Annotated in this window: 19 protein-coding genes; 10 read left to right on the forward strand and 9 right to left on the reverse strand. The window is 73.8% G+C overall.

Features of this window, described 5'->3' with window-relative positions; translation table 11 throughout:
- Positions 1 to 65 precede the first annotated feature (65 nt).
- From HD595_RS03730 to HD595_RS03740, 3 genes are all read right to left on the reverse strand, one after another.
- Complete coding sequence (locus HD595_RS03730) at positions 66 to 323, reverse strand: hypothetical protein (protein ID WP_253765590.1); 258 nt, start codon at positions 321 to 323, stop codon at positions 66 to 68.
- 154 nt (positions 324 to 477) lie between these two features.
- Positions 478 to 714 carry a DUF397 domain-containing protein gene (locus tag HD595_RS03735; RefSeq protein ID WP_113703532.1) on the reverse strand — a complete coding sequence of 79 codons (237 nt, stop codon included), beginning with the start codon at positions 712 to 714 and terminating at the stop codon, positions 478 to 480.
- Positions 715 to 1,536 carry a helix-turn-helix domain-containing protein gene (locus HD595_RS03740; RefSeq protein ID WP_175589180.1) on the reverse strand — a complete coding sequence of 274 codons (822 nt, stop codon included), beginning with the start codon at positions 1,534 to 1,536 and terminating at the stop codon, positions 715 to 717.
- A 224-nt stretch (positions 1,537 to 1,760) separates the two neighbouring features.
- Between HD595_RS03740 and HD595_RS03745 the strand changes: the two genes are divergently transcribed.
- A complete protein-coding gene (locus tag HD595_RS03745; RefSeq protein WP_253765592.1) occupies positions 1,761 to 2,264 on the forward strand; it encodes an ATP-binding protein in 504 nt (167 codons plus the stop codon).
- 77 nt (positions 2,265 to 2,341) lie between these two features.
- A complete protein-coding gene (locus HD595_RS03750; RefSeq protein ID WP_253765594.1) occupies positions 2,342 to 4,780 on the forward strand; it encodes a helicase-associated domain-containing protein in 2,439 nt (812 codons plus the stop codon).
- Here the strand turns inward: HD595_RS03750 and HD595_RS03755 are convergent.
- Complete coding sequence (locus tag HD595_RS03755) at positions 4,764 to 5,795, reverse strand: ABC transporter substrate-binding protein (RefSeq protein WP_253765596.1); 1,032 nt, start codon at positions 5,793 to 5,795, stop codon at positions 4,764 to 4,766. The two genes, HD595_RS03750 and HD595_RS03755, sit on opposite strands and share 17 nt — an antisense overlap.
- A 61-nt stretch (positions 5,796 to 5,856) precedes the next feature.
- Here HD595_RS03755 and HD595_RS03760 point away from each other — a divergent pair, with 61 nt between their 5' ends.
- Genes HD595_RS03760 through HD595_RS03770 form a run of 3 tightly spaced genes read left to right on the forward strand, consistent with a single transcriptional unit; the run spans position 5,857 to position 8,904 of the window.
- Complete coding sequence (locus HD595_RS03760; RefSeq protein ID WP_253765598.1) at positions 5,857 to 6,978, forward strand: FecCD family ABC transporter permease; 1,122 nt, start codon at positions 5,857 to 5,859, stop codon at positions 6,976 to 6,978.
- Between the two features lie 49 nt (positions 6,979 to 7,027).
- Positions 7,028 to 8,077, forward strand: coding sequence for a FecCD family ABC transporter permease (locus tag HD595_RS03765; RefSeq protein ID WP_253765600.1), 1,050 nt, complete (start codon positions 7,028 to 7,030; stop codon positions 8,075 to 8,077).
- On the forward strand, positions 8,077 to 8,904 hold the full coding sequence (locus tag HD595_RS03770) for an ABC transporter ATP-binding protein (RefSeq protein ID WP_253765602.1): 828 nt from the start codon (positions 8,077 to 8,079) through the stop codon (positions 8,902 to 8,904). Before HD595_RS03765 ends, HD595_RS03770 begins: the two co-directional genes overlap by 1 nt.
- 54 nt (positions 8,905 to 8,958) lie before the next feature.
- On the opposite strand, the gene HD595_RS03775 is transcribed toward HD595_RS03770, so the two are convergent.
- Together HD595_RS03775 and HD595_RS03780 are read right to left on the reverse strand one after the other, a co-directional pair.
- Positions 8,959 to 9,824, reverse strand: a protein-coding gene (locus HD595_RS03775) for an IS5 family transposase (RefSeq protein WP_420540749.1) whose coding sequence is annotated in 2 segments (ribosomal slippage) — positions 8,959 to 9,428 and positions 9,428 to 9,824 — 867 coding nt in all. Because the reading frame shifts where the segments join, the coding sequence is not laid out codon by codon here.
- A gap of 125 nt (positions 9,825 to 9,949) precedes the next feature.
- Positions 9,950 to 11,203: an ArgE/DapE family deacylase gene (locus HD595_RS03780; protein WP_253765604.1), complete on the reverse strand. Its 1,254-nt coding sequence runs from the start codon at positions 11,201 to 11,203 to the stop codon at positions 9,950 to 9,952.
- Positions 11,204 to 11,281: 78 nt separating this feature from the next.
- On the opposite strand from HD595_RS03780, the gene HD595_RS03785 reads away from it, so the two are divergent.
- Positions 11,282 to 12,241, forward strand: coding sequence for an endonuclease/exonuclease/phosphatase family protein (locus tag HD595_RS03785; RefSeq protein WP_253765606.1), 960 nt, complete (start codon positions 11,282 to 11,284; stop codon positions 12,239 to 12,241).
- A gap of 49 nt (positions 12,242 to 12,290) precedes the next feature.
- Entirely contained in the window at positions 12,291 to 12,611 is a 321-nt protein-coding gene (locus HD595_RS03790; RefSeq protein ID WP_253765608.1) for a GroES family chaperonin, read from the forward strand.
- Positions 12,612 to 12,623: 12 nt separating this feature from the next.
- Here HD595_RS03790 and HD595_RS03795 read toward each other — a convergent pair whose 3' ends face one another.
- Complete coding sequence (locus HD595_RS03795) at positions 12,624 to 13,616, reverse strand: hypothetical protein (protein ID WP_253765610.1); 993 nt, start codon at positions 13,614 to 13,616, stop codon at positions 12,624 to 12,626.
- An 82-nt stretch (positions 13,617 to 13,698) separates the two neighbouring features.
- Positions 13,699 to 14,154: a TIGR02611 family protein gene (locus tag HD595_RS03800; protein ID WP_253765612.1), complete on the reverse strand. Its 456-nt coding sequence runs from the start codon at positions 14,152 to 14,154 to the stop codon at positions 13,699 to 13,701.
- Between the two features lie 161 nt (positions 14,155 to 14,315).
- On the opposite strand from HD595_RS03800, the gene HD595_RS03805 reads away from it, so the two are divergent.
- The 3 genes from HD595_RS03805 to HD595_RS03815 all read left to right on the forward strand — a co-directional run bounded on the left by HD595_RS03805 (position 14,316) and on the right by HD595_RS03815 (position 17,153).
- Complete coding sequence (locus HD595_RS03805; RefSeq protein WP_253765614.1) at positions 14,316 to 15,212, forward strand: phosphotriesterase family protein; 897 nt, start codon at positions 14,316 to 14,318, stop codon at positions 15,210 to 15,212.
- Positions 15,213 to 15,330: 118 nt separating this feature from the next.
- Entirely contained in the window at positions 15,331 to 16,506 is a 1,176-nt protein-coding gene (locus HD595_RS03810; protein ID WP_253765616.1) for a sensor histidine kinase, read from the forward strand.
- Complete coding sequence (locus HD595_RS03815; protein WP_175589011.1) at positions 16,503 to 17,153, forward strand: response regulator; 651 nt, start codon at positions 16,503 to 16,505, stop codon at positions 17,151 to 17,153. Before HD595_RS03810 ends, HD595_RS03815 begins: the two co-directional genes overlap by 4 nt.
- A 5-nt stretch (positions 17,154 to 17,158) precedes the next feature.
- On the opposite strand, the gene secY is transcribed toward HD595_RS03815, so the two are convergent.
- Positions 17,159 to 18,448 (reverse strand): preprotein translocase subunit SecY, encoded by a 1,290-nt coding sequence (gene secY / locus HD595_RS03820; protein WP_253765618.1) that lies wholly within the window; start codon positions 18,446 to 18,448, stop codon positions 17,159 to 17,161.
- Between the last annotated feature and the right edge of the window lie 79 nt (positions 18,449 to 18,527).

Genomic DNA, 18,527 nt, shown 5'->3' on the forward strand with positions numbered 1-18,527 from the left:
CGCGAGCCTAACACGACCCCGGGAGGCGCGGGCAGGGGGCGGGAAAAGGCGGGAAGCGAGCAGGGTCAGGACAACAGTGCCTGCTTGGGCTGCGGTCCTCGGCCGGTCAGCCACGCCAGCACCTGGCGGTGCCCGGACGCGGCGTCCTCGAAGTGGCCCCAGTGCCAGTATCGGGGCTGGTCGCGCAGGCCGGTCACCCAGGTGCGGTACGAGACGCTGCCGGATTCCGCCGGCGCGACGCCGTACGTGCGGATCACGACCTTGCCGCCGGGCGCGAACAGCACGTCGTCGGCGATCGGGTAGAGAGTCATCTGGTCGAGCATGGACCGCATCCTGCCGCCCGCGCGGGGCGGGGCCGTTACGCCCCCGGCGCGCCGCCGTTAAGCGGGCACGCCGGAGGTTAACACGCGGTTACGCCGTCCCGGGAAGGCCACCGGAGGCGGGGCCCGTGCGGGCGCCCGTCAGACGAGGGGGGCGTCAGACGAGGAGGCCGTCGAACTCCCCGTCCTTGACCCCGAGCACGAGGGCCCGGATCTCGTCACGGGTGTAGATCAGGGCCGGCCCGTCGGGGAAGCGCGAGTTGCGCACCGCGACGCCACCGTCGGGGAGCTGGGCGAGCTCCACGCAGTTGCCCTGCGAGTTGCTGTAGCGGCTCTTGCGCCAGGCGACCTGCTTGAGGTCGGTCGCGGGCATGCCGTTGTAGGTCTGCTTCATCTACATCTTTCTGAGAAGACCGCCGATGAGCTCGACGGTGCCCCCGGGCGTGGTGCTCTCCACGCATAACTGCTCCATGGCCGTGAGGTACGGGTCGATGTCCTCACGTTTGTCCAGGTATAGGGCACCCCAGAGCTGCTCGACATAGACAACGTCCGACAAATCGGACTCGGGAAACCGCAAGATGCTGAACGCGCCACCTTCAGCCGCGTGCATACCGTATCTGAAGGGCATCACCTGAAGGGTGATATTGGGCAGTGCGGCCACTTCCAGCAGGTGCTGGAGCTGTTCGGCCATGACCTCCCGCCCGCCGATGGTCCGCTTGAGCGTGGCCTCGTCGATGACGGCCCACAGGCGCGGCCCGTCCTTCTGGGTGAAACGCTCCTGCCGCTGCATGCGCAGATGCACGCGGCGTTCGATCTCCGCGGGGCTCGCCTCGGGGTTGCCGAGCTGGAAGACCGCGCGCGCGTACGCGGCCGTCTGCAGCAGGCCGGGCACGAACTGCACCTCATAGGTGCGGATCACGCTGGCGGCCTCCTCAAGCCCGACGTAGGTGGTGAACCACGAGGGCAGCACGGCGGAATACTTGTGCCACCACCCGGGGGTGTTGGCCTCGCGGACCATCTCCAGCAGTGCACGGCGTTCGGCGTCATCGACGACGCCGTACAGGGTGAGCAGGTCCTCGACGTCACGTGTCTTGAATCCGACGCGCCCGAGCTCCATCCGGCTGATCTTGGACTCGGACGCCCTGATGTGGAATCCGGCCTGGTCCCTGGTGAGCTCGCTGGCCTCGCGAAGGCGCCGGAGGCTGGCTCCGAGCATGATGCGCCTGACGGTCGAACCAGAACCCGGCGGATCAATGGACACGCGCTGCTCCTTGGTCGTTTCCTTGACACCTAGTCTGTCACTTCACGGTCGAAAGATCATCAACCGCGGCCAAGATCCCCTTTCACGCCGGTTCCGACCATTTGAGGGAAACCGTAGCGCCTGCACGCACCCTCTGCACGTGCATTCGCCCTTGCACCTGCACGAGAGTTTGCCGCAGAATGATCTATGTGCAACCCACCCTGGCTCCCGGCCAATGGACCACGTTCGACTGGTGGCCCCCCGTCGGCTGGTGGCCGGAGGCGGCGCGCGACCTGCTGACTTCCGGCCCCTCCGCGAGTGCCACGTTCGTCCTTCCCCCCACACCGTCCTCCGTGCACGCCGCCCGCGCCTTCGCCATGGGCGCGCTGAGCGGCTGGAAGCTGGAAGAACTCACAGAGAACATGGAGCTCGTCGTCTCCGAGCTGGCGACCAACGCGCTCCGCCACGGCCTGCACGTCTCCGACCCCGGCACCCGGCCGCCCGTGCACATGTCCCTGGTACGCCGCGGTCCGCTCGTCACCAGCGCCTTCACCGACCCGGCCTCCGGGGTCCCGGAGCTGCGCTATCCCGGCCCCCTCGAAGCCGGCGGGCTGGGGCTGCACATCGTCGAGTCCCTCAGCCTCCGCTGGGGCTGGTCGGCGCTCGCACCACAAGGGAAGATCGTCTGGGCAGTCCTCACGTGACCGGGGGTGATCTGCACTACCGTGGATGCTCATGGCTCACGGTGAGTCCCGCGCGCGACCCCTGAGAGTGCTGACCGATGGATGATCACCTGCTCGGCTGGCTGCGGACACTCGACGAAGACCGGCTCGGCCGCATTCTCGCGAACCGGCCCGACGCCATCGCCGCGCCCTGGCCGCGGCGGCTCGACACGCTCGCCCAGCGGCTGTGCAACGGCTTCGCCGTGATGGAGGCGCTGCGCGGCCTCCCGCTGCCGTGCCTGGAGCTCGCCCAGGCGTGCCTCGTGGTCCGCCGTCCCACGCCCGAGCGGGTCGCGCAGTTCCTCGGCGTGCCGGCCTCCGAGGTGACGCCCTGGCTCGACCGGCTGCACGACCACGCGCTGGCCTGGCCCGACGCCGAGGGCGTGATCCACCTGGCCGAGGCCGTCTCCCGCTGGTGGCCCACCCCGCTCGGGCTCGGCGAGCCGCTCGACCACTACCTCAACTCCTGGACCATCAGCCTCGACACCCTGCGCGCCCTGGCCCGCCGCCTCGGCCTGCCCCCCGGCGGCCCCAAGCGCGCCGCGATCGCCCGGGTGAGCGAGGTGCTCGCCGACTCGGCGCACGTGGCGGCGCTGCTGCGCCACGCCCCCGAGGGCACGCGCGAGCTGCTGGACGCCTTCGCCTGGAACGGCCCCGTCCGCGACGTCGACGGCCACCGGTTCGTCGTGCCGGGCACACCCGAGAAGTGGTGCGCCGACCACGGCCTGCTCTACCGCCCGAGCTGGCACGTGGCCGAGATGCCGCGCGAGGTGGCGCTGTGCGTGCGCGGCCCCGGCCACCACCCGCCGTTCACGCCCGAGCCGCCCGAGGTGGCCACCATCCCCATCGACCCCGAAGAGGTCGACCACCTGATGACGCTGGCCGCGCCGCACGTGGTGGAGCGGTGCGCGGCCCTGCTCGACAACATCTCCAAGACGCCGCTGCCGCTGCTCAAGACCGGCGGCGTGGGCGTGCGCGAGGTGCGCCGCGTGGCCAAGGAGACCGGCTGCGACGAGGACGAGACCCGGCTGCTGCTGGAGGTCTGCGCGGTGGCCCGGCTGCTGGCCTGGGACGAGCAGGCGGGCGGCATGGTGCCGACCGAGCGGTTCGATCGGTGGCGGCTGGACGAGGGCGCCGCGCGGCTGCGGGTGCTGCTGTCGGCGTGGTGGCGCATGGAGCGCTCGTCGCTGCGCCGCGTCGACGGCCGCTACGGCACCGTCCTCGGCGACGACCGCGCGGGGGCGGCCGTGGCCCGCATCCGCCGGGCGGTGCTGCCGGTGCTGGCGCGCCTGCCGTCGGGCACCGCGTTCGCCGACCGCGCCGGCCTGGTGGCCGACGTGCACTGGCACGCGCCGCTGCTCGATCAGGAGCTGCTCGGCGAGTGCGCCACGGCGACGCTGGAGGAGGCGCGGCTGCTCGGCCTGCTGGCCAACGACTCGCTCACCGACCTCGGCCGGGCCCTGGCCGGGCTGGCCGCGCAGGCGGGCGACGAGAACGACGAGGTCGTGCCCCTGGTCGAGCACGACCCGATCCTGGTGGAGGCGTCCACGCGGGCGCTGGCCAGCGTGCGCAGGAGCGCCCTGTTCGGCCCCGACCTGACCGCGGTGGTCACCGGGCCGCCCGCCGCCGAGCTGGCCGCGCTGCTCGACCGCGTGGCCGAGCGCGAGTCGCGCGGGGCCGCCTCGGTGTGGCGCTTCACGCCCGCGAGCGTGCGCGGCGCGCTCGACCACGGCCACGACGCCGACGAGCTGCTGGCGGAGCTGGCCGCGGTCGGCACGGTGCCGCAGCCGCTGGAGTACCTCGTGCGTGACGTGGCCCGCCGCCACGGCGAGGTGACCGTGACCACGGTCGGCTGCGTGGTGCAGGCGTCCGACCCGGCGCTGCTCGCCGAGATCGCCGCCAACCGGCGGCTGGCCCGGCTCGGGCTGCGGCTGCTGGCCCCCACGGTGCTGGTCGGCTCGGCCGACGCCGAGCGCACGCTGGCCACGCTGCGCGAGCACGGCTACGCCCCGGTGCCCGTCGCCGACACCGGCGAGATCACCATCCGTCGGGTCCGCCCCGAGGAGCCGCCCGCGGGCGGCAAGCTGATCCTGCTGCCCGGCGGTCAGGTGGCCGAGCTGCCGGAACGGCCCGTCCCGTCGGGGGCCGCCGCGCTGGCCGGCCCCGACGGGTTCGCGCACGTCGTGTCCGACCCCGCGCCCGACCCGTACGAGCACGCCCGCCGGCTGCTCGCGACCGGCCAGAGCGCCCAGCCGGCCGGCCGCACCTGGGCCGTCATCGGGCGGATGGCGACCCGGCTGCCCACCGCGCAGCAGTCGCTGCTCGGTTTCGTGGTCGACCGGGGCGTGCGGGCCGGCATCACGCTGACCGGCGGCCTGACCGCCACCATCAGCCACGGCGAGCTGAAGGGCGGGGCGCTCGACGCGTGGTGCGAGGAAGCGGGCGACTACCTGGAGTTCCCGCTGGGCGAGATCGTCGAGGTCAGGGGAGCTTACTAGCCTTCCTGAGGTCGGCCACGAGCCCCTCGACGAACGCCGCGTACCCCTGGTAGCTGAACGGCGTCTCGGCCCGCCACGGGTAGAGCTGCCCGGCCTTGACCGCGGGGAGCTTGGCGAAGGTCGGCTTCCGCATCATCTCCTCGGGCTTGAGCGCCTGCGTGCGGGTGTCGTACAGGATGACGTCGGCGTCGTAGGTGTCGGCGTTCTCCCAGCTCAGCGTCTGGAAGAAGCCGCCCTCGTCCACCTTGGACGGCTTGACGACGTCGAGCCCGGCGGCGGTCAGGTGGACGATGTCGGGGTACTCCGGCGGGTTGACCACCCAGAACGCGTCGGCGCCGCCCGACACCATGAGGATCTTCAGGTCCTTGAACGCGGCCAGCTCCTTCGAGGCGGCCTCCAGCCGGGCCTTGGCCTCGGGCACCCCCTTCATGTCGGCGCCGAGGGAGGCGGCCAGGGCCTCGTAGCGGCCGATCACTTCCGTGGCGCTCTTGCCGGTCAGCATGATGCCGGCGGTGGGGGCCACCTGCTCGATGGTGTCCTTGGACTTCTCCGGGACGTACCAGAGGGTGTCCTTCACGTACATGTTGCTCACGAGCAGGTCGGGCTGGAGCGCGATGTACTGCTCGACGTTGAACTCGTCCCACACGTTGCCGAGGCCCGTGACCTTGGTGATGTCGACGTTGCCCGCCTGCGGGTCCCTGCTGCCGTCCTTGAGCCTGTGCGGGCCGAACACCGCCACCGGCCGCACGCCGAAGTCCCACAGCGCGGCGGCCGAGCCGACCTGGGCCACGACGCGCGCGGGACGTGCCGGGCGTTCGAGCTTGCGGCCGCGGTCGTCGGTGAACGTCCACGGGCCGCCGCCGGCGGATCCGCTCGGTGCGGGCGATCCGGCCGCCGTCGTGCCCGTCGTGCTCGTCGTCCCGGTGCCGGACCCGCACGCGGCCAGGGTCAGCGACGCCGCCAGGCCCGCGGCCGCCGTGAGGAAGCCCCTGCGGGCCAGTACCGGTTCGGACATTTCCATCTCCTGAGGTTAGGCTTGCCTTCGTCGATCGAGATGAGATTAGCCTTACCTTACTTTGACCGCTACGAGAGGGGGGCGGGTGCGCCCGGCCAAGCAGAGCGAGCCGCCGACCGCGACGGCCGAGGCTCCTTCCGCCGGCGGTGCGAGCGGCGGTGCGAGCGGCGGGGGGACGGGACGGCGGCGGGCGGCCCTCCTGACCGGCGGGCTGGTGGCCGCGCTGGGCGTGCTGGTGCTCGTCGCGCTGGCCAGCGTGGCGCTGGGCGCCCGGTCCGTGCCGCTCTCGACGGTGATCGACGCCTTCCTCGCGCCCGACGCCTCCAGCGACCACACCGTGATCCGCGAGCTGCGGGTCCCCCGCACGCTCCTGGGCATCGGCGTGGGCGCCGCGCTCGGGCTGGCCGGGGCGATCATGCAGAGCCTCACCCGCAACCCGCTGGCCGACCCCGGCCTGCTCGGGATCAACGAGGGGGCGGCCCTGGGCGTGACCGTGGCGCTCGCGCTGCTCGGGGTGTCCGATCCGGCGGCCTACGTGTGGTTCGCGTTCGCGGGCGCGGCCGTGGCGGCCGTGCTCGTCTACGCGCTCGGCTCGGCGGGCCGGTCGGGCTCGGCCCCGGTGCGGCTGGCGCTGGCGGGCGTGGCCGTGGGCATGGCGCTCACCGCCGCGTGCTCGGCGCTGCTGCGCATCGACTCCCGGACGTTCGACCGGATGAGGTTCTGGCTGACCGGGTCGCTGGCCGGGCAGGACGCGGGCACGCTGACGCGGCTGGCGCCGTTCATGGTGGCGGGCGTCGCCCTCGGGCTGACGCTGGCGCGGCCGCTCAACATGCTGGCGCTCGGTGACGACGCCGGCCGGGCGCTGGGCGTGGCCGTCGCCCGGACCCGGCTGCTCGCCGGAGTGGCGGTGACGCTGCTCTGCGGGTCGGCGACCGCGGCGGCCGGGCCGCTGTGGTTCGTGGGCCTCGCGGTGCCGCACGCCGTGCGCGCGCTCGTGGGCGGCGACCAGCGGTGGGTGCTGCCGTACACGGCGGTCGTCGCGCCGGCGCTGCTGCTGGCGGCCGACGTTGCCGGGCGGCTCGTCGCCCGGCCCGGCGAGGTCCAGGTGGGCATCATGTGCGCGCTGCTGGGCGCCCCGGTGTTCATGCTGATGGCCCGGCGCAGGAGGCTCGCCGCCCTGTGAGCCCCCGTTCGAAGAGACCCCCCGTACGATCCCGCGCAGGAGACCTTCCGTGACCCTGTCCCCCTCTCCCGGCTCGCCCGGCCGGCCCCGGCGGGCGGTGCGCCTCGGGCCCTGGTCGGTCCGGCCGGCGCCCCGGGCGTTGTCGGTGTGCCTCGGGCTCGTCGTCGTCGGGTTCGTGGTGGCCGTGCTGGCGATCTCCACCGGCGAGTTCACCGTTCCGGTGCCGGACGTGCTGCACGCGCTGTTCGGGCAGGGCACGCCCGTCGCCGAGCTCATCGTCGGCAAGCTGCGCGCTCCCCGGGTCGTCACCGGCCTGCTGGTCGGCGCGGCGTTCGGGATGAGCGGCGCGATCTTCCAGAGCCTCACCCGCAACCCCCTCGGCAGCCCCGACTTCATCGGGTTCACGGCGGGCGCCTCGACGGGCGGCATCCTCGCCGTCGTCTCCGGCGGCACGGCTCTGCACGTCGCGGGCGGCGCGCTGGCCGGCTGCGTGGCGACGGCCCTGCTGGTGTACGGGCTGGCCTTCCGGCGCGGGGTGCAGGGCTACCGGCTCGTGCTCGTCGGCATCGGCGCGAACGCGCTGCTCGTCGCGGTCAACTCGTACCTGCTGACCCGGGCGAACATCAACGACGCCGCCACCGCCGGCGCCTGGCTCACCGGCAGCCTGAGCGGGCGCGGCTGGGACCACGCGATCCCGGTCGGCGTGGCCGTCGCCGTGCTGCTGCCGGTCTGCGCGTACGTGTCGCGGCCGATGCGGATGATCGAGATGGGCGACGACGCGGCCCGCGCCATGGGGATCGGCGTGGAGCGCGTGCGGGCGGCGGCCGTCGTCGCCGGGGTGCTGCTGTGCGGCGTGGCCACGGCCGCCGCCGGCCCCGTCGTGTTCGTCGCGCTGGCCGCGCCGCAGCTCGCCCGGCGGCTGGCCCGCTCCCCCGGCGTCACCATGACGGCCTCGGCGCTCACGGGCGCCGTCCTCCTGACGGGCGCCGACCTGGCCGGGCAACGGCTGTTCGCGCCCGTCCAGCTCCCCGTCGGGGTGCTCACCGCCGCGATCGGCGGCGTCTACCTCGCCCTCCTCCTGCGAAAGGACCGCCACTGATGCCCGAGTCCGCCGCCCGGCTGTCGGGCTCCGGCCTGACGCTCGCCTACGACCAGCGGGTGGTCGCCGAGGACCTGGACGTGACGATCCCCGACGAGTCGTTCACCGTGATCATCGGGCCGAACGCCTGCGGCAAGTCCACGCTCCTGCGCGCCCTCGCCCGCATGCTCAGGCCGCGCGCGGGCGCCGTCCACCTCGACGGCAGCGTGATCACCTCGCTGCCGTCCAAGGAGGTGGCCCGCAGGCTCGGCCTGCTGCCGCAGACCTCGATCGTGCCCGACGGCATCACCGTGGCCGACCTGGTGGCCCGCGGCCGCTACCCGCACCAGCGGCTGATGCGGCAGTGGTCGCGGGCGGACGAGGCGGCCGTGGCCGAGGCGATGCGCGCCACCGACGTGGCGGAGCTGGCCGAGCGGATCGTGGACGAGCTGTCGGGCGGGCAGCGGCAGCGGGTGTGGCTGGCCATGGCGCTGGCCCAGGAGACGCCGATCCTGCTGCTGGACGAGCCGACGACGTTCCTCGACATCTCGCACCAGATCGAGGTGCTGGACCTGTGCGCCGACCTGCACGAGGCGGGCCGCACGATGGTCGCCGTGCTGCACGACCTCAACCAGGCGTGCCGCTACGCCACGCACCTCGTCGTCATGCGCGCCGGCCGGATCGTCGCCGAGGGCGAGCCGTCGGCGATCGTGACGCCCGAGCTGGTGGAGCGGGTGTTCGACCTGCGCTGCGAGATCATCGCCGACCCGCAGACGGGCACCCCGCTCGTCATCCCGGAGGCGCGCCGCCGCGCCGCCGCCCCGGCCGTCCTCGCGGAGGGGCCCTAGCGGACGCGCCCCGGCCGTCCTCGCGGAGGGGCCCTAGGGCCTGTTTTGTGGATCTCATGCAAGCCATAGCAGCAGGCAGGCGATGGTGACAGCTGCCTGGTAGTGAACGGCGAGCTTGTCGTAGCGGGTGGCGATGCCTCTGAACTGCTTGAGCCGGTTGAAACAGCGTTCGACGACGTTGCGACGTTTGTAACGGGCAGGGTCGAACGCGCAGCGCCGGTGCCCTCGATGAGCTCGCCCAGCCAGCTGGTCGACGCGTTCAGGGATGGTCGCGCTGATACCCCGCCGGCGCAGATAGGTACGGATGGCCCGGGAGCTGTAGCCCTTGTCAGCGATGACGTGCTGAGGCCGGGTGCGGGGACGGCCAAGGCCGAGCCGAGGGACGCGAACGGCTGCCATCACACGGGTGAACTCGGTGCAGTCGTTGATGTTGCCGCCGGTGAGAACGAACGCCAGCGGCAGGCCGCGTCCGTCGGTGGCCAGGTGGAGTTTGGTGGTCAGTCCGCCGCGCGAGCGCCCGAGCGCCTGTCCGCCTTGATCCCCAACGTGATGGTTCGTCCTTGCCGGGTTCCCCCTTTACGGGCGCCCGCGGCGTGCTGGTGGGCCCGGACAATGGTCGAGTCGACGCAGACGGCCGACCAGTCCACCGCTCCTGCCGCATCCTCGTGAGCCTGGACATGCTCCAGCAGCCGCTGCCACGTCCCATCCGCTGACCAGCGACGGAACCGCTGATAGATCGTCTGCCAAGGGCCATACCGTTCGGGGATGTCCCGCCAGTCGGCACCGGTGCGGATCTTCCACACGATGCCGTTGAGCACTTGACGGTGATCCCGCCACCGGCCACCTCGTCCTGGGTGGGCCGGCAGTAGCGGCGCGATACGTTCCCACGCGGCATCGGTTAACTCATGGCGACGGACCATGTACCCATCGAGCCACACCCGAGCTCATCGCGCTGCCCGAATCGGCGAATCAGGAGGTTGAACCCACCTCCTGATCCACAAAACACGCCCTAGCGGACGCCCTTGACCGTCGTCGGGGAGGGGCCCTAGCGGACGCCGCAGAGGCGGACGGCGAGCAGGGCGAGGGCGCGGGTCACCTCGCGCAGCTCCGCCAGCTCCACCTGCTCCCTCGGGGCGTGCGCGAACCGCACGTCGCCCGGCCCGTAGTGCAGCGACGGGATGCCGCCCGCCGCGTACAGCCGCAGGTCGCTGCCGTACGGCGCGGCGGCCTCACGCGGCCAGGCGCCCGAGACGTCGGCGACCGCCCGGTTGACCTCGCCCAGCAGCGGATGCCCCTCGGGCAGCCGCCCGCTGGCGAACTGACCGCCCGGCCACGTCACCACCGGCGGGTTCTCCCGCAGCCAGGGGCTCGCCGCCCCGTGCACCGCCTCCTTGAGGGCGGCGCGCGCGTCGGCGGGGTCCTCGTCGAGCCGGACGCCCAGCCGTCCCTCGGCGACCAGCAGGTCGGGCACCGTGCTCGCCCAGTCGCCGGCCCGCACGGTGCCGATCTCGATGGGGTACGGCAGCGCGTTGTCGCCGTACAGGGGCGGTACGTCGCGGTTGCGCTCCTCCTCCAGCCGCCGCAGCGCCTCGAACACCGGCCAGAACACCTCGATGGCGCTGACCCCCTCGGTCCGGGTGGCGCCGTGGGCCGCGCGGCCGGGGACCTCCAGCCGGAAGGTCAGCGCGCCGGCGTTGGCCGTGATGACGGTGCCGCTGGTCGGCTCGGTGAGGACGGCCGCCTCGGCGGTGTGGCCCCGGGCCAGCGTGGCGAACGCGCCGAGCCCGCCGTCCTCCTCGCTCATCACGCAGTGGACGGCCAGCGGCCGGGCCAGGCGCACCCCGGCGGCGCGCAGGGCGCGGACGACGGCGATGTTGGCGACCAGGCCGGCCTTCATGTCGCAGGCGCCCCGGCCGTGCAGGGTGTCGCCCACGATGCGCGCGGCGAACGGGTCGCTGCCCTCCCACTTGGCCAGGTCGCCGGTCGGCACGACGTCGACGTGGCCCTGGAGCGCCAGCGCGGGCACGCCCTCGCCGCCGGTGACGCCGACCACGCCGTACGCCTCCGTGCGGGGCGCCTCGGTGCCGGGGAAGTCCGCGCGGGCCCGCAGCCCGTCGATGTCGATCTTCCACACGTCGACGTCGAGACCGGCCTCGTCGAGCAGCCCGGCGACGTGATGCTGGAGCTCCGACTCGGCGTCGGTGCCCGTGACGCTGGGCACCCTGACCGTCTCGGCCAGCAGGCTCACGGTGCCGGGGTCGTCCACGGCGTCCAGGACCCGGGCTTCCACGTCGCGCATGAGGCAACCCTAGCCACGCCGCGCCCCCGCCATGAACCCGGTCCTGGGGTGGTGGCGATACAGGGGGGAGGTGCGGGAGTGCGTCGATGGCAGCGGGTCGCGGCGGGGGTCGTCACCGGGGTTCCGGGGGGCGTCCTGGCGGGGTGGGCGGCGGTGCGGTGGAGCGGGTTCGAGCCGGGCTGGCCGTGGGTGCCGGTGGTGGCGTTCACGCCGTACGCGGGGGGCGCGGCGGTGGTGGTGCTGCTGGCGGCGGGTCTCCTGCGGCTGCGGGCGGCGACGGCGCTGGCCCTGGTGGCGGCCGTGGGGCTGGGCGCGGCCGTGCTGCCCCGGGCGTTGCCGGACGGCGACGCGGGCGGGGCGGGGTTGCGGGTTCTGAGCGCGAACCTGCTCGTCGGCTCGGCCGACCCGGCGGCTCTCATGGCGCTGGTGGAGCGGCTGCGGCCCGACGTCCTGGCGCTTCAGGAGCTGACGCCCGCGGCGGTGGAGCGGCTGGAGACGGCCGGGTTGCGCCGCGCCCTGCCCTACGTGGTCGCGCGTCCGGGGCCCGGGGCCGGCGGGTCGGCGTTGTACGCGCGGCACCGGCTGACGCCGGTCGCGGGACCGCCGCCGGGCACGTTCGAGCAGGCGGCCGGGGTGCTGGAGCTTCCGGGAGGCCCGCGGGTGGAGGTGGTGTCCGTGCACCCGTGCGCCGTCCACGTCTCCGAGACCCGGCCGTGCTGGCGGCGCGAGCTGGACGCCCTCCCCCGCGCCGACGGGACCCTGAGAGTGCTGGCCGGCGACTTCAACGCGACCCTCGACCACCTGCCGCTGCGCCGCCTGCTGGCCTCCGGCTACCGCGACGCGGCCGACGCCGCCGGGCGCGGGCTCACGCCGACCTGGCCCGCGCGCGGGTGGCACGGCCTGCCCGGCGTGGCGATCGACCACGTGCTCGTACCGGAAGGGGTGTCGGTGCGCGGGTACGACGTCCAGGCGCCGGTGGGCAGCGACCACCGTCCCGTCTTCGCCGAGCTGGTCCTGCCCGCGTCCCACGGATCATGAAAGCGCTGGTCGGGCGCGGCGGCCTCCCGGCGGATCGTAAACTTGGCCCGTGGCAGAGCCCAAGTTCGAGATTCAGATGCTGCACGACCGGGTGATGATCCGGCTGGAGCAGAAGGCCGAGGAGCGGCGCAGCGGCTCGGGGATCGTGATCCCGGCGACCGTCAAGCTCGCCAACCGGCTGGCCTGGGGAGAGGTCTGCGGCGTCGGGGCCAACGTGCGCTCGGTCAAGGTCGGCGACAAGGTGCTGCTCAACCCTGAGGAGCAGTTCGAGGTGGAGCTGCACGCCCAGGTCTACCTGGTCATGCGCGAGCGCGACCTGCACGCCGTGGCGACGCAGGAGACCGACCACGGCACGGGGCTCTACCTCTGACCCTGCTGCCGTTCACGCCGGGCTGGGCTGTGAGGCGCGGTTGAAGGTCAGCCACAGCTCGGCGGTCCACGTGCGGGCCGGGATGACGGCCAGCGCGCGCGTGACCCTGCCGTCCAGGCCCACGACGGTCAGCCGGTACGCGCCGTTCTGCGGCATGACGGCGATGACGTGGTCCTCGTCCCACCAGCCGAACAGCGCGGCCGGCCGTACCGCGACGCGCCTGGTGATCCGGCCGGTGGCCGGGTCGGCGACGCACAGGCGCTCGGCGGAGCGCGGCGGGCACCACAGCGCCAGGCGGCGACCGGAGGGCGAGTAGGGGTCCTCGGGGCCGGCGGGCCGGCCGAGCGCGGTGTGGGTGCTGAGGACGGCGCCGTCGGCGGCGCGGTAGGCGCGCAGCCCGTCGCCGTACCGCGCGATCAGCTCTCCGGCGGGCGTCCACGTGAACGCCGCGCGCGTGTCCAGGCCGGCGACCATGACCGTGCGGGCGGTGCCCGCCGCCGCGTCCACGACGGTGAAGCCGGCGGCGCGCCAGGACCCTCCCGTCTTGCGCTCGACGGTCAGGACGACCCGCCTGCCGTCCCTGGACCACGCGACGGACGAGGCGGCGAGCGGCTTGGCGACGGTCGGGACGCGCCGCAGCGCGCCGGTGGTCCGGTCGCCCAGCAGGAGGGCGTCCTTGCTCGCCCGGTAGGTGGTCGGCACCGCGGCGAGGGTGCGCCCGTCGGGCGAGACCGCGGCCTCCGACACGCCCGCGCGCACGGTGAACGCGTCGCCGGTGCGGGCGCGCACGTACGTGGCCTTGGTGCCGAGCCCGTACGTGGACAGCCGCGCGGGATCCCGCGACGCCTGCTGGTAGGTCACGCCGACGCCCGGCAGCGGCAGGGCCGTCGCCCTCCCCGTGGACGCGGTCGGCGTGGGTGTGGGGATCGGCGTGGGGGTCGGCGCGGTGAGGCCGGACGGCGCGAGGAGCGTCAGGGAGAGCACGGCGGCGGCGAAGGCTGGCACTCCCCGCACACTAGACACCGCGCGCCGCGATATCCCGCGCGATAACGGCCCGGTATGACACGGGCCGTCGGCGGGTGGCGGGTCAGATGAAGCGCTGGGCGAGCTGGAGCAGGTCGATGCCGACCGCCTTCATGCCGAAGTACACGATCGCGGCGGCGGCGGCCACCGTGACGAGCAGCACGACGATGCGCACGGCCCAGCCCTGCTCCTTGTACCACTCGGTCCAGGCGCGCAGGGTGCGCTTGCCGAACTCCAGCACCCGCCGCGCCCAGTGGAACTCGGTGGCGAGGATGGCCAGCCCCGCGAACACCACGAGCCAGCCCGGCCCCGGGAACGGCACCATGATGAGGCCGCCCACGACCGTGACGGCGCCGATCGCGCCGACGACGATCTTGAGGGTCAGGGCGCCCGTGCGGGTGGAGCGGACGCCGTCCAGCCAGCCGTGCAGGCCGCCGCGGCGCGCTGGCATGTCGGAGGCGTGCGCGGCCTCGTCCTTCACCGCGTCGGCGTCCCCGGTCTCTGAGTCGTGGATCGGCACAGTCCCCCCGGACGTTCGTTCGTGCCCCAAGGATACGGCCCGATCGTCCGGACATATGCGACCCGAAGCTTAACGATCTATAAACCCCGCCGAAAGTAAAAATATCCGTCCAAGAGGCACTATCTTTCAAACATCGGTTAATGTGCGCTATGCCCGAGGTCATGCTTCGCACTGTCACCGGCCCGATCCGCGCCGCCTCGGTGGAGGGCGCCGTCCTCCCCCACGAGCACCTGCGCACCGACATGCGCTGGGCGGTCGGCATCGACTCCGATCCCCACCGCTGGCTCGACGAGGAGCACACGGTCACCGACGAGCTCCTCGACCTGCGCAGGTCCGAGGGGCTGAACCTGGTCGTGGACCTCACCTGCCTCGGCATGGGCCGCGACGCCGCCGGCCTGGCCCGCCTCGCCGCCGCCGCGCGGGTGCCCGTGATCGCCTCGACCGGCGTGTTCAGCGAGCCGTTCTCCCCGGCGCGCGACGCGGACGTGCCCACGCTCACCCGGCTGCTCATGGACGAGATCTCCAACGGCCTCGACGGCACCGGCGTGTTCCCCGGCGTGATCGGCGAGGTCGGCTGCTGGGGCGCCGAGCCCACGCCCGCCGAGGAGCGCGCCCTGATCGCCGCCGCCCACGCCTCGATCGCCACCCGCCTCCCGGTCGCCACCCACGGCCGCGACGCGCTCGGGGTGCTGGAGATCCTGCTCGCCCAGGGGCTGCCGGCCTCGCGGGTCGCCGCCGGGTACGCGGGCTCCGACCTCCCCGAGGCCCGCAAGATCGCCGAGATGGGCGCGTACGTGAGCGTGACCGCGCTCGGCAACGGCGTGGACGCCGCCGTCCGGGTCGCGCTCGGGCTCATCGAGGAGGGGCACGGCGAGCGGCTGCTGCTGAGCACGGGGACGAGCCGGGTGTCGCAGCTCGCCAAGTACGCGGGGCCGGGGTACGCGAACCTGTTCCACGCGGTGCTGCCGCGCCTGCGCGAGGCCGGGGTGGACGAGGACATGATCCGGCTGGTCACCCACGGTAACCCGCTGCGCTGGCTCACCTCCGGCGCCGCCTGACCCGTCCCCTCCTCCGCCGCTCGGCCCGTCCCCACGCCCGCCTCCGCCGCTGGGAGCGGCCGTCCGTGGGGCGGGAAATGGCTAGGATCGAGGCGATACGAGCCTGGCCGGGTGGGGGATGGTGAGCGAGGACACGCACAGCGGCGGCCGGTCGCGCGGGCGGTTCGCGCGGCTGTCGCGCCGGAGCACGGCACGCCGGTCGGGCGGGACGTTCGCGCGACTGGGCGACGTGCCCGTCGTGGTGATGCTGGCGTGGGCCGGCTGGCTGGCGGTCCCGTGGTCGTTCAGCGGCCTCGCCCAGGCGCGGGCCGCCGCCGCTGCGGCCGCCGAGGCCGGTCTCCCTCCGGCTCCGGCCGTTCCTGAGGCCGCCGCCCCGCCCGTCCCGCCACTCCCGTCGCTCCCGAGCCAGAACGCCGCCGGCGCCGGTCTCGCCGAGGCAGCTCTCGCCGCGCCCGGCAAGGCGTGGGGCCTCCCTCCGGCCCGTGACCTCCCCACCACCGTCATCCGGCCCGCCGCCGCCCAGGCCCCGGCCCCTCCTCAGGCCCCGGACGCTGCCCCGAACCCGGCCCCTGCCCAGGCCCCGGCCCCTGCCCACGCCCCGGCCGCTCCCCCGGAGGCGGCGCGGGAGGCGTTCGCGGCGGAGCGGGCGTGGATCGCGGGCGAGGTGCACGACGCCGCCGGCCACGGGCTGGCGGCCATCGCCATGCAGGCCGGGGTCGCCCTGGTCACCCTGGACGACGATCCCGAGCAGGCGCGGGTCTCGTTACGGGCCATCCGCGAGACGAGCCTGACCGCCCTGGCGCAGCTGCGCGCCGCCCTCGACCGCCTCGACCCGCGCCCCGGCGAGGCCCCGTCCGTCATGGCCGTCGCGGACACCGCGCGCGGGACGGACGGCGGGCTCGGCGCGCTCGTTGACGGGGTACGGGCCGCGGGCCTTCGCGTGGAGGTCGAGCCGGAGGCTCCCGCCGTGCCGCCCCGTCTCCAGGACGCCGTCTACCGCGTGGTGCGGGAGTCCCTCACGAACGTCCTGCGCCACGCCGGGCCCTCCGCCACGGCCAGGGTCACGCTGTCCGGCGAGCCGGGCGCGTACGTCGTGGAAGTCGTCAACCACGCGGCCGGGACATGGGAACTCGGCGGCGAGCCGGGCGTCGGCGGGCGCGGCCTGGCCGGGATGCGCGCCGGGGTGACCGCGCTCGGCGGGCAGCTCATGGCGGGCCCCCGCGAGGACGGCGGTTTCCGCGTCCTCGCCCGCTTCCCCCTGAGCCCGAGCCCCGGTCCCGGGGAGGTCGCGTGATCCGGGTCGCCGTCGCCGACGACCAGGCCGTCGTGCGCATGGGCCTGCGGGCCCTGCTGGAGCGCGAGCCCGACCTGGAGTGCGCCGGCGAGGCGGCCGACGGCGCCGCCGCGCTCGACCTGCTCCGCCGTACCCGTCCCGACGTGCTGCTGCTCGACATCCGCATGCCCGGCATGGACGGCCTGGCCACGCTGCGCGCCATCGCCGCCGACCCCGAGCTGGCGGGCACGCGGATCGTGGTGGTGACGACGTTCGCCGTCGACGAGTACGTCTTCGCCGCCCTCCAGGCCGGCGCCAGCGGCTTCCTGCTCAAGGACAGCGCCCCCGACGAGCTGGTGAACGCGGTCAGGGTGGTCGCGGCGGGCGAGGCGCTGCTGTCGCCGTCGATCACCCGCAAGGTCATCTCCCTGTTCGGCCGCAGCGGCGCCGAGCCGGTGCGCGGGCTGGACACGCTCACCCCGCGCGAGCGGGAGATGGTGGCGTGGGTGGCGACCGGCCGTTCCAACGAGGAGATCGCCGGGGAGCTGGTGATCAGCCCCGACACGGTCCGCACCCACGTGAGCCGGGCCATGGTGAAGCTGGGGGCGCGCGACCGGGCCCAGCTCGTGGTGTTCGCCATGCGGGCGGGCCTGGCGGTCCCGGGGTAGCGGGCTCAGCGCAGGAAGCCCTCGTAGGTGCGCTGCTGGAGCTGCGCCTCGATCTGCTTGACCGTCTCCAGCCCCACGCCCACCATGATGAGCACGCTGGTGCCGCCGAACGGGAAGTTCTGCTGCGTCCCGGGATCCCTGAGGATCATGAACGCGATCATCGGCAGCAGCGCGAGCACGCCGAGGTAGAGCGCCCCGGCGGCGGTCAGGCGCGACAGCACGTAGGCGAGGTAGCCGGCCGTCGGCCGTCCCGGCCGGATGCCCGGCACGAACCCGCCGTACCTGCGCATGGAGTCGGCCACCTCCACCGGGTTGAAGCTGATCGACACGTAGAAGTACGCGAACCCCACGACCAGCAGCACGTACGCGGTGAGGTAGAGCGGATGCGTCCCCGTGGCGAGGACCCGCGACAGCCACCCGCCCACCCCGTCGCCCAGCAGCGGCGCGGCCATGGAGGGCAGGTAGAGCAGCGACGAGGTGAAGATGACCGGCACGATCCCCGCCTGGTTGACCTTGAGCGGGATGTAGGTGCTGGTCCCGCCGTACATGCGGCGCCCGACCATGCGCTTGGCGTACTGGACGGGCAGGCGGCGCTGCGCCTGCTCCACGTACACGACGCCCGCGACGAGGAACGCGCCCGTCACCAGCATCACGCCGAAGGAGAACGGGCTGACCATGAAGATCGTCGACATGTAGGACGGGAAGACGGCCACGACCTGGGTGAACATCAGCAGCGACATCCCGTTGCCGATCCCCCGGTCGGTGATCAGCTCGCCGAGCCACATGACGAGGCAGGCGCCCGCGACCATGGTGACCACGATGACGGCGACGGCTAGCAGGCTCTGGTCGCGCAGCAGCGGCGTCGCGCAGCCGGGCAGCAGGTTGCCGGCGCGGGCCAGGGCCGTGACCGTGGTGGCGTTGAGGACGGCCAGCCCGACGGTGAGGTAGCGGGTGTACTGGGTGATCCTGGCCTGCCCGTTCTGTCCTTGCTTGCGTAGCGCGTCCAGGCGGGGCACCACCACGGCGAGCAGTTGCATGACGATGCCCGCGGTGATGTACGGCATGGCGCCGAGCGCGAAGACGGACAGCTTCAGCATGGCGCCGCCGCTGAGGAGCTGCATCATGTCGACCAGCCCGCCCCGCGCGGAGCCCAGGCACCGCCGGACGGCGACCACGTCCACGCCGGGCGCGGGCAGCATCTGCCCGAACCGGAACAACGCCAGCAGACCCAGCGTGAACAGCAGTTTCCGGCGGAGCTCCGGCACACGGAACGCCCTGATCAGCACAGTGAGCATGGCTCACGAGTCTGGCCCGGGACCGGCCGGGGGTCGTCCGCTCAGCCGATGCACCCGTGTACGCGGATCCGCGTACACC

The sequence above is a fragment of the Nonomuraea roseoviolacea subsp. carminata genome, from assembly GCF_024172185.1.
Taxonomy (GTDB): Bacteria; Actinomycetota; Actinomycetes; order Streptosporangiales; family Streptosporangiaceae; genus Nonomuraea; species Nonomuraea roseoviolacea.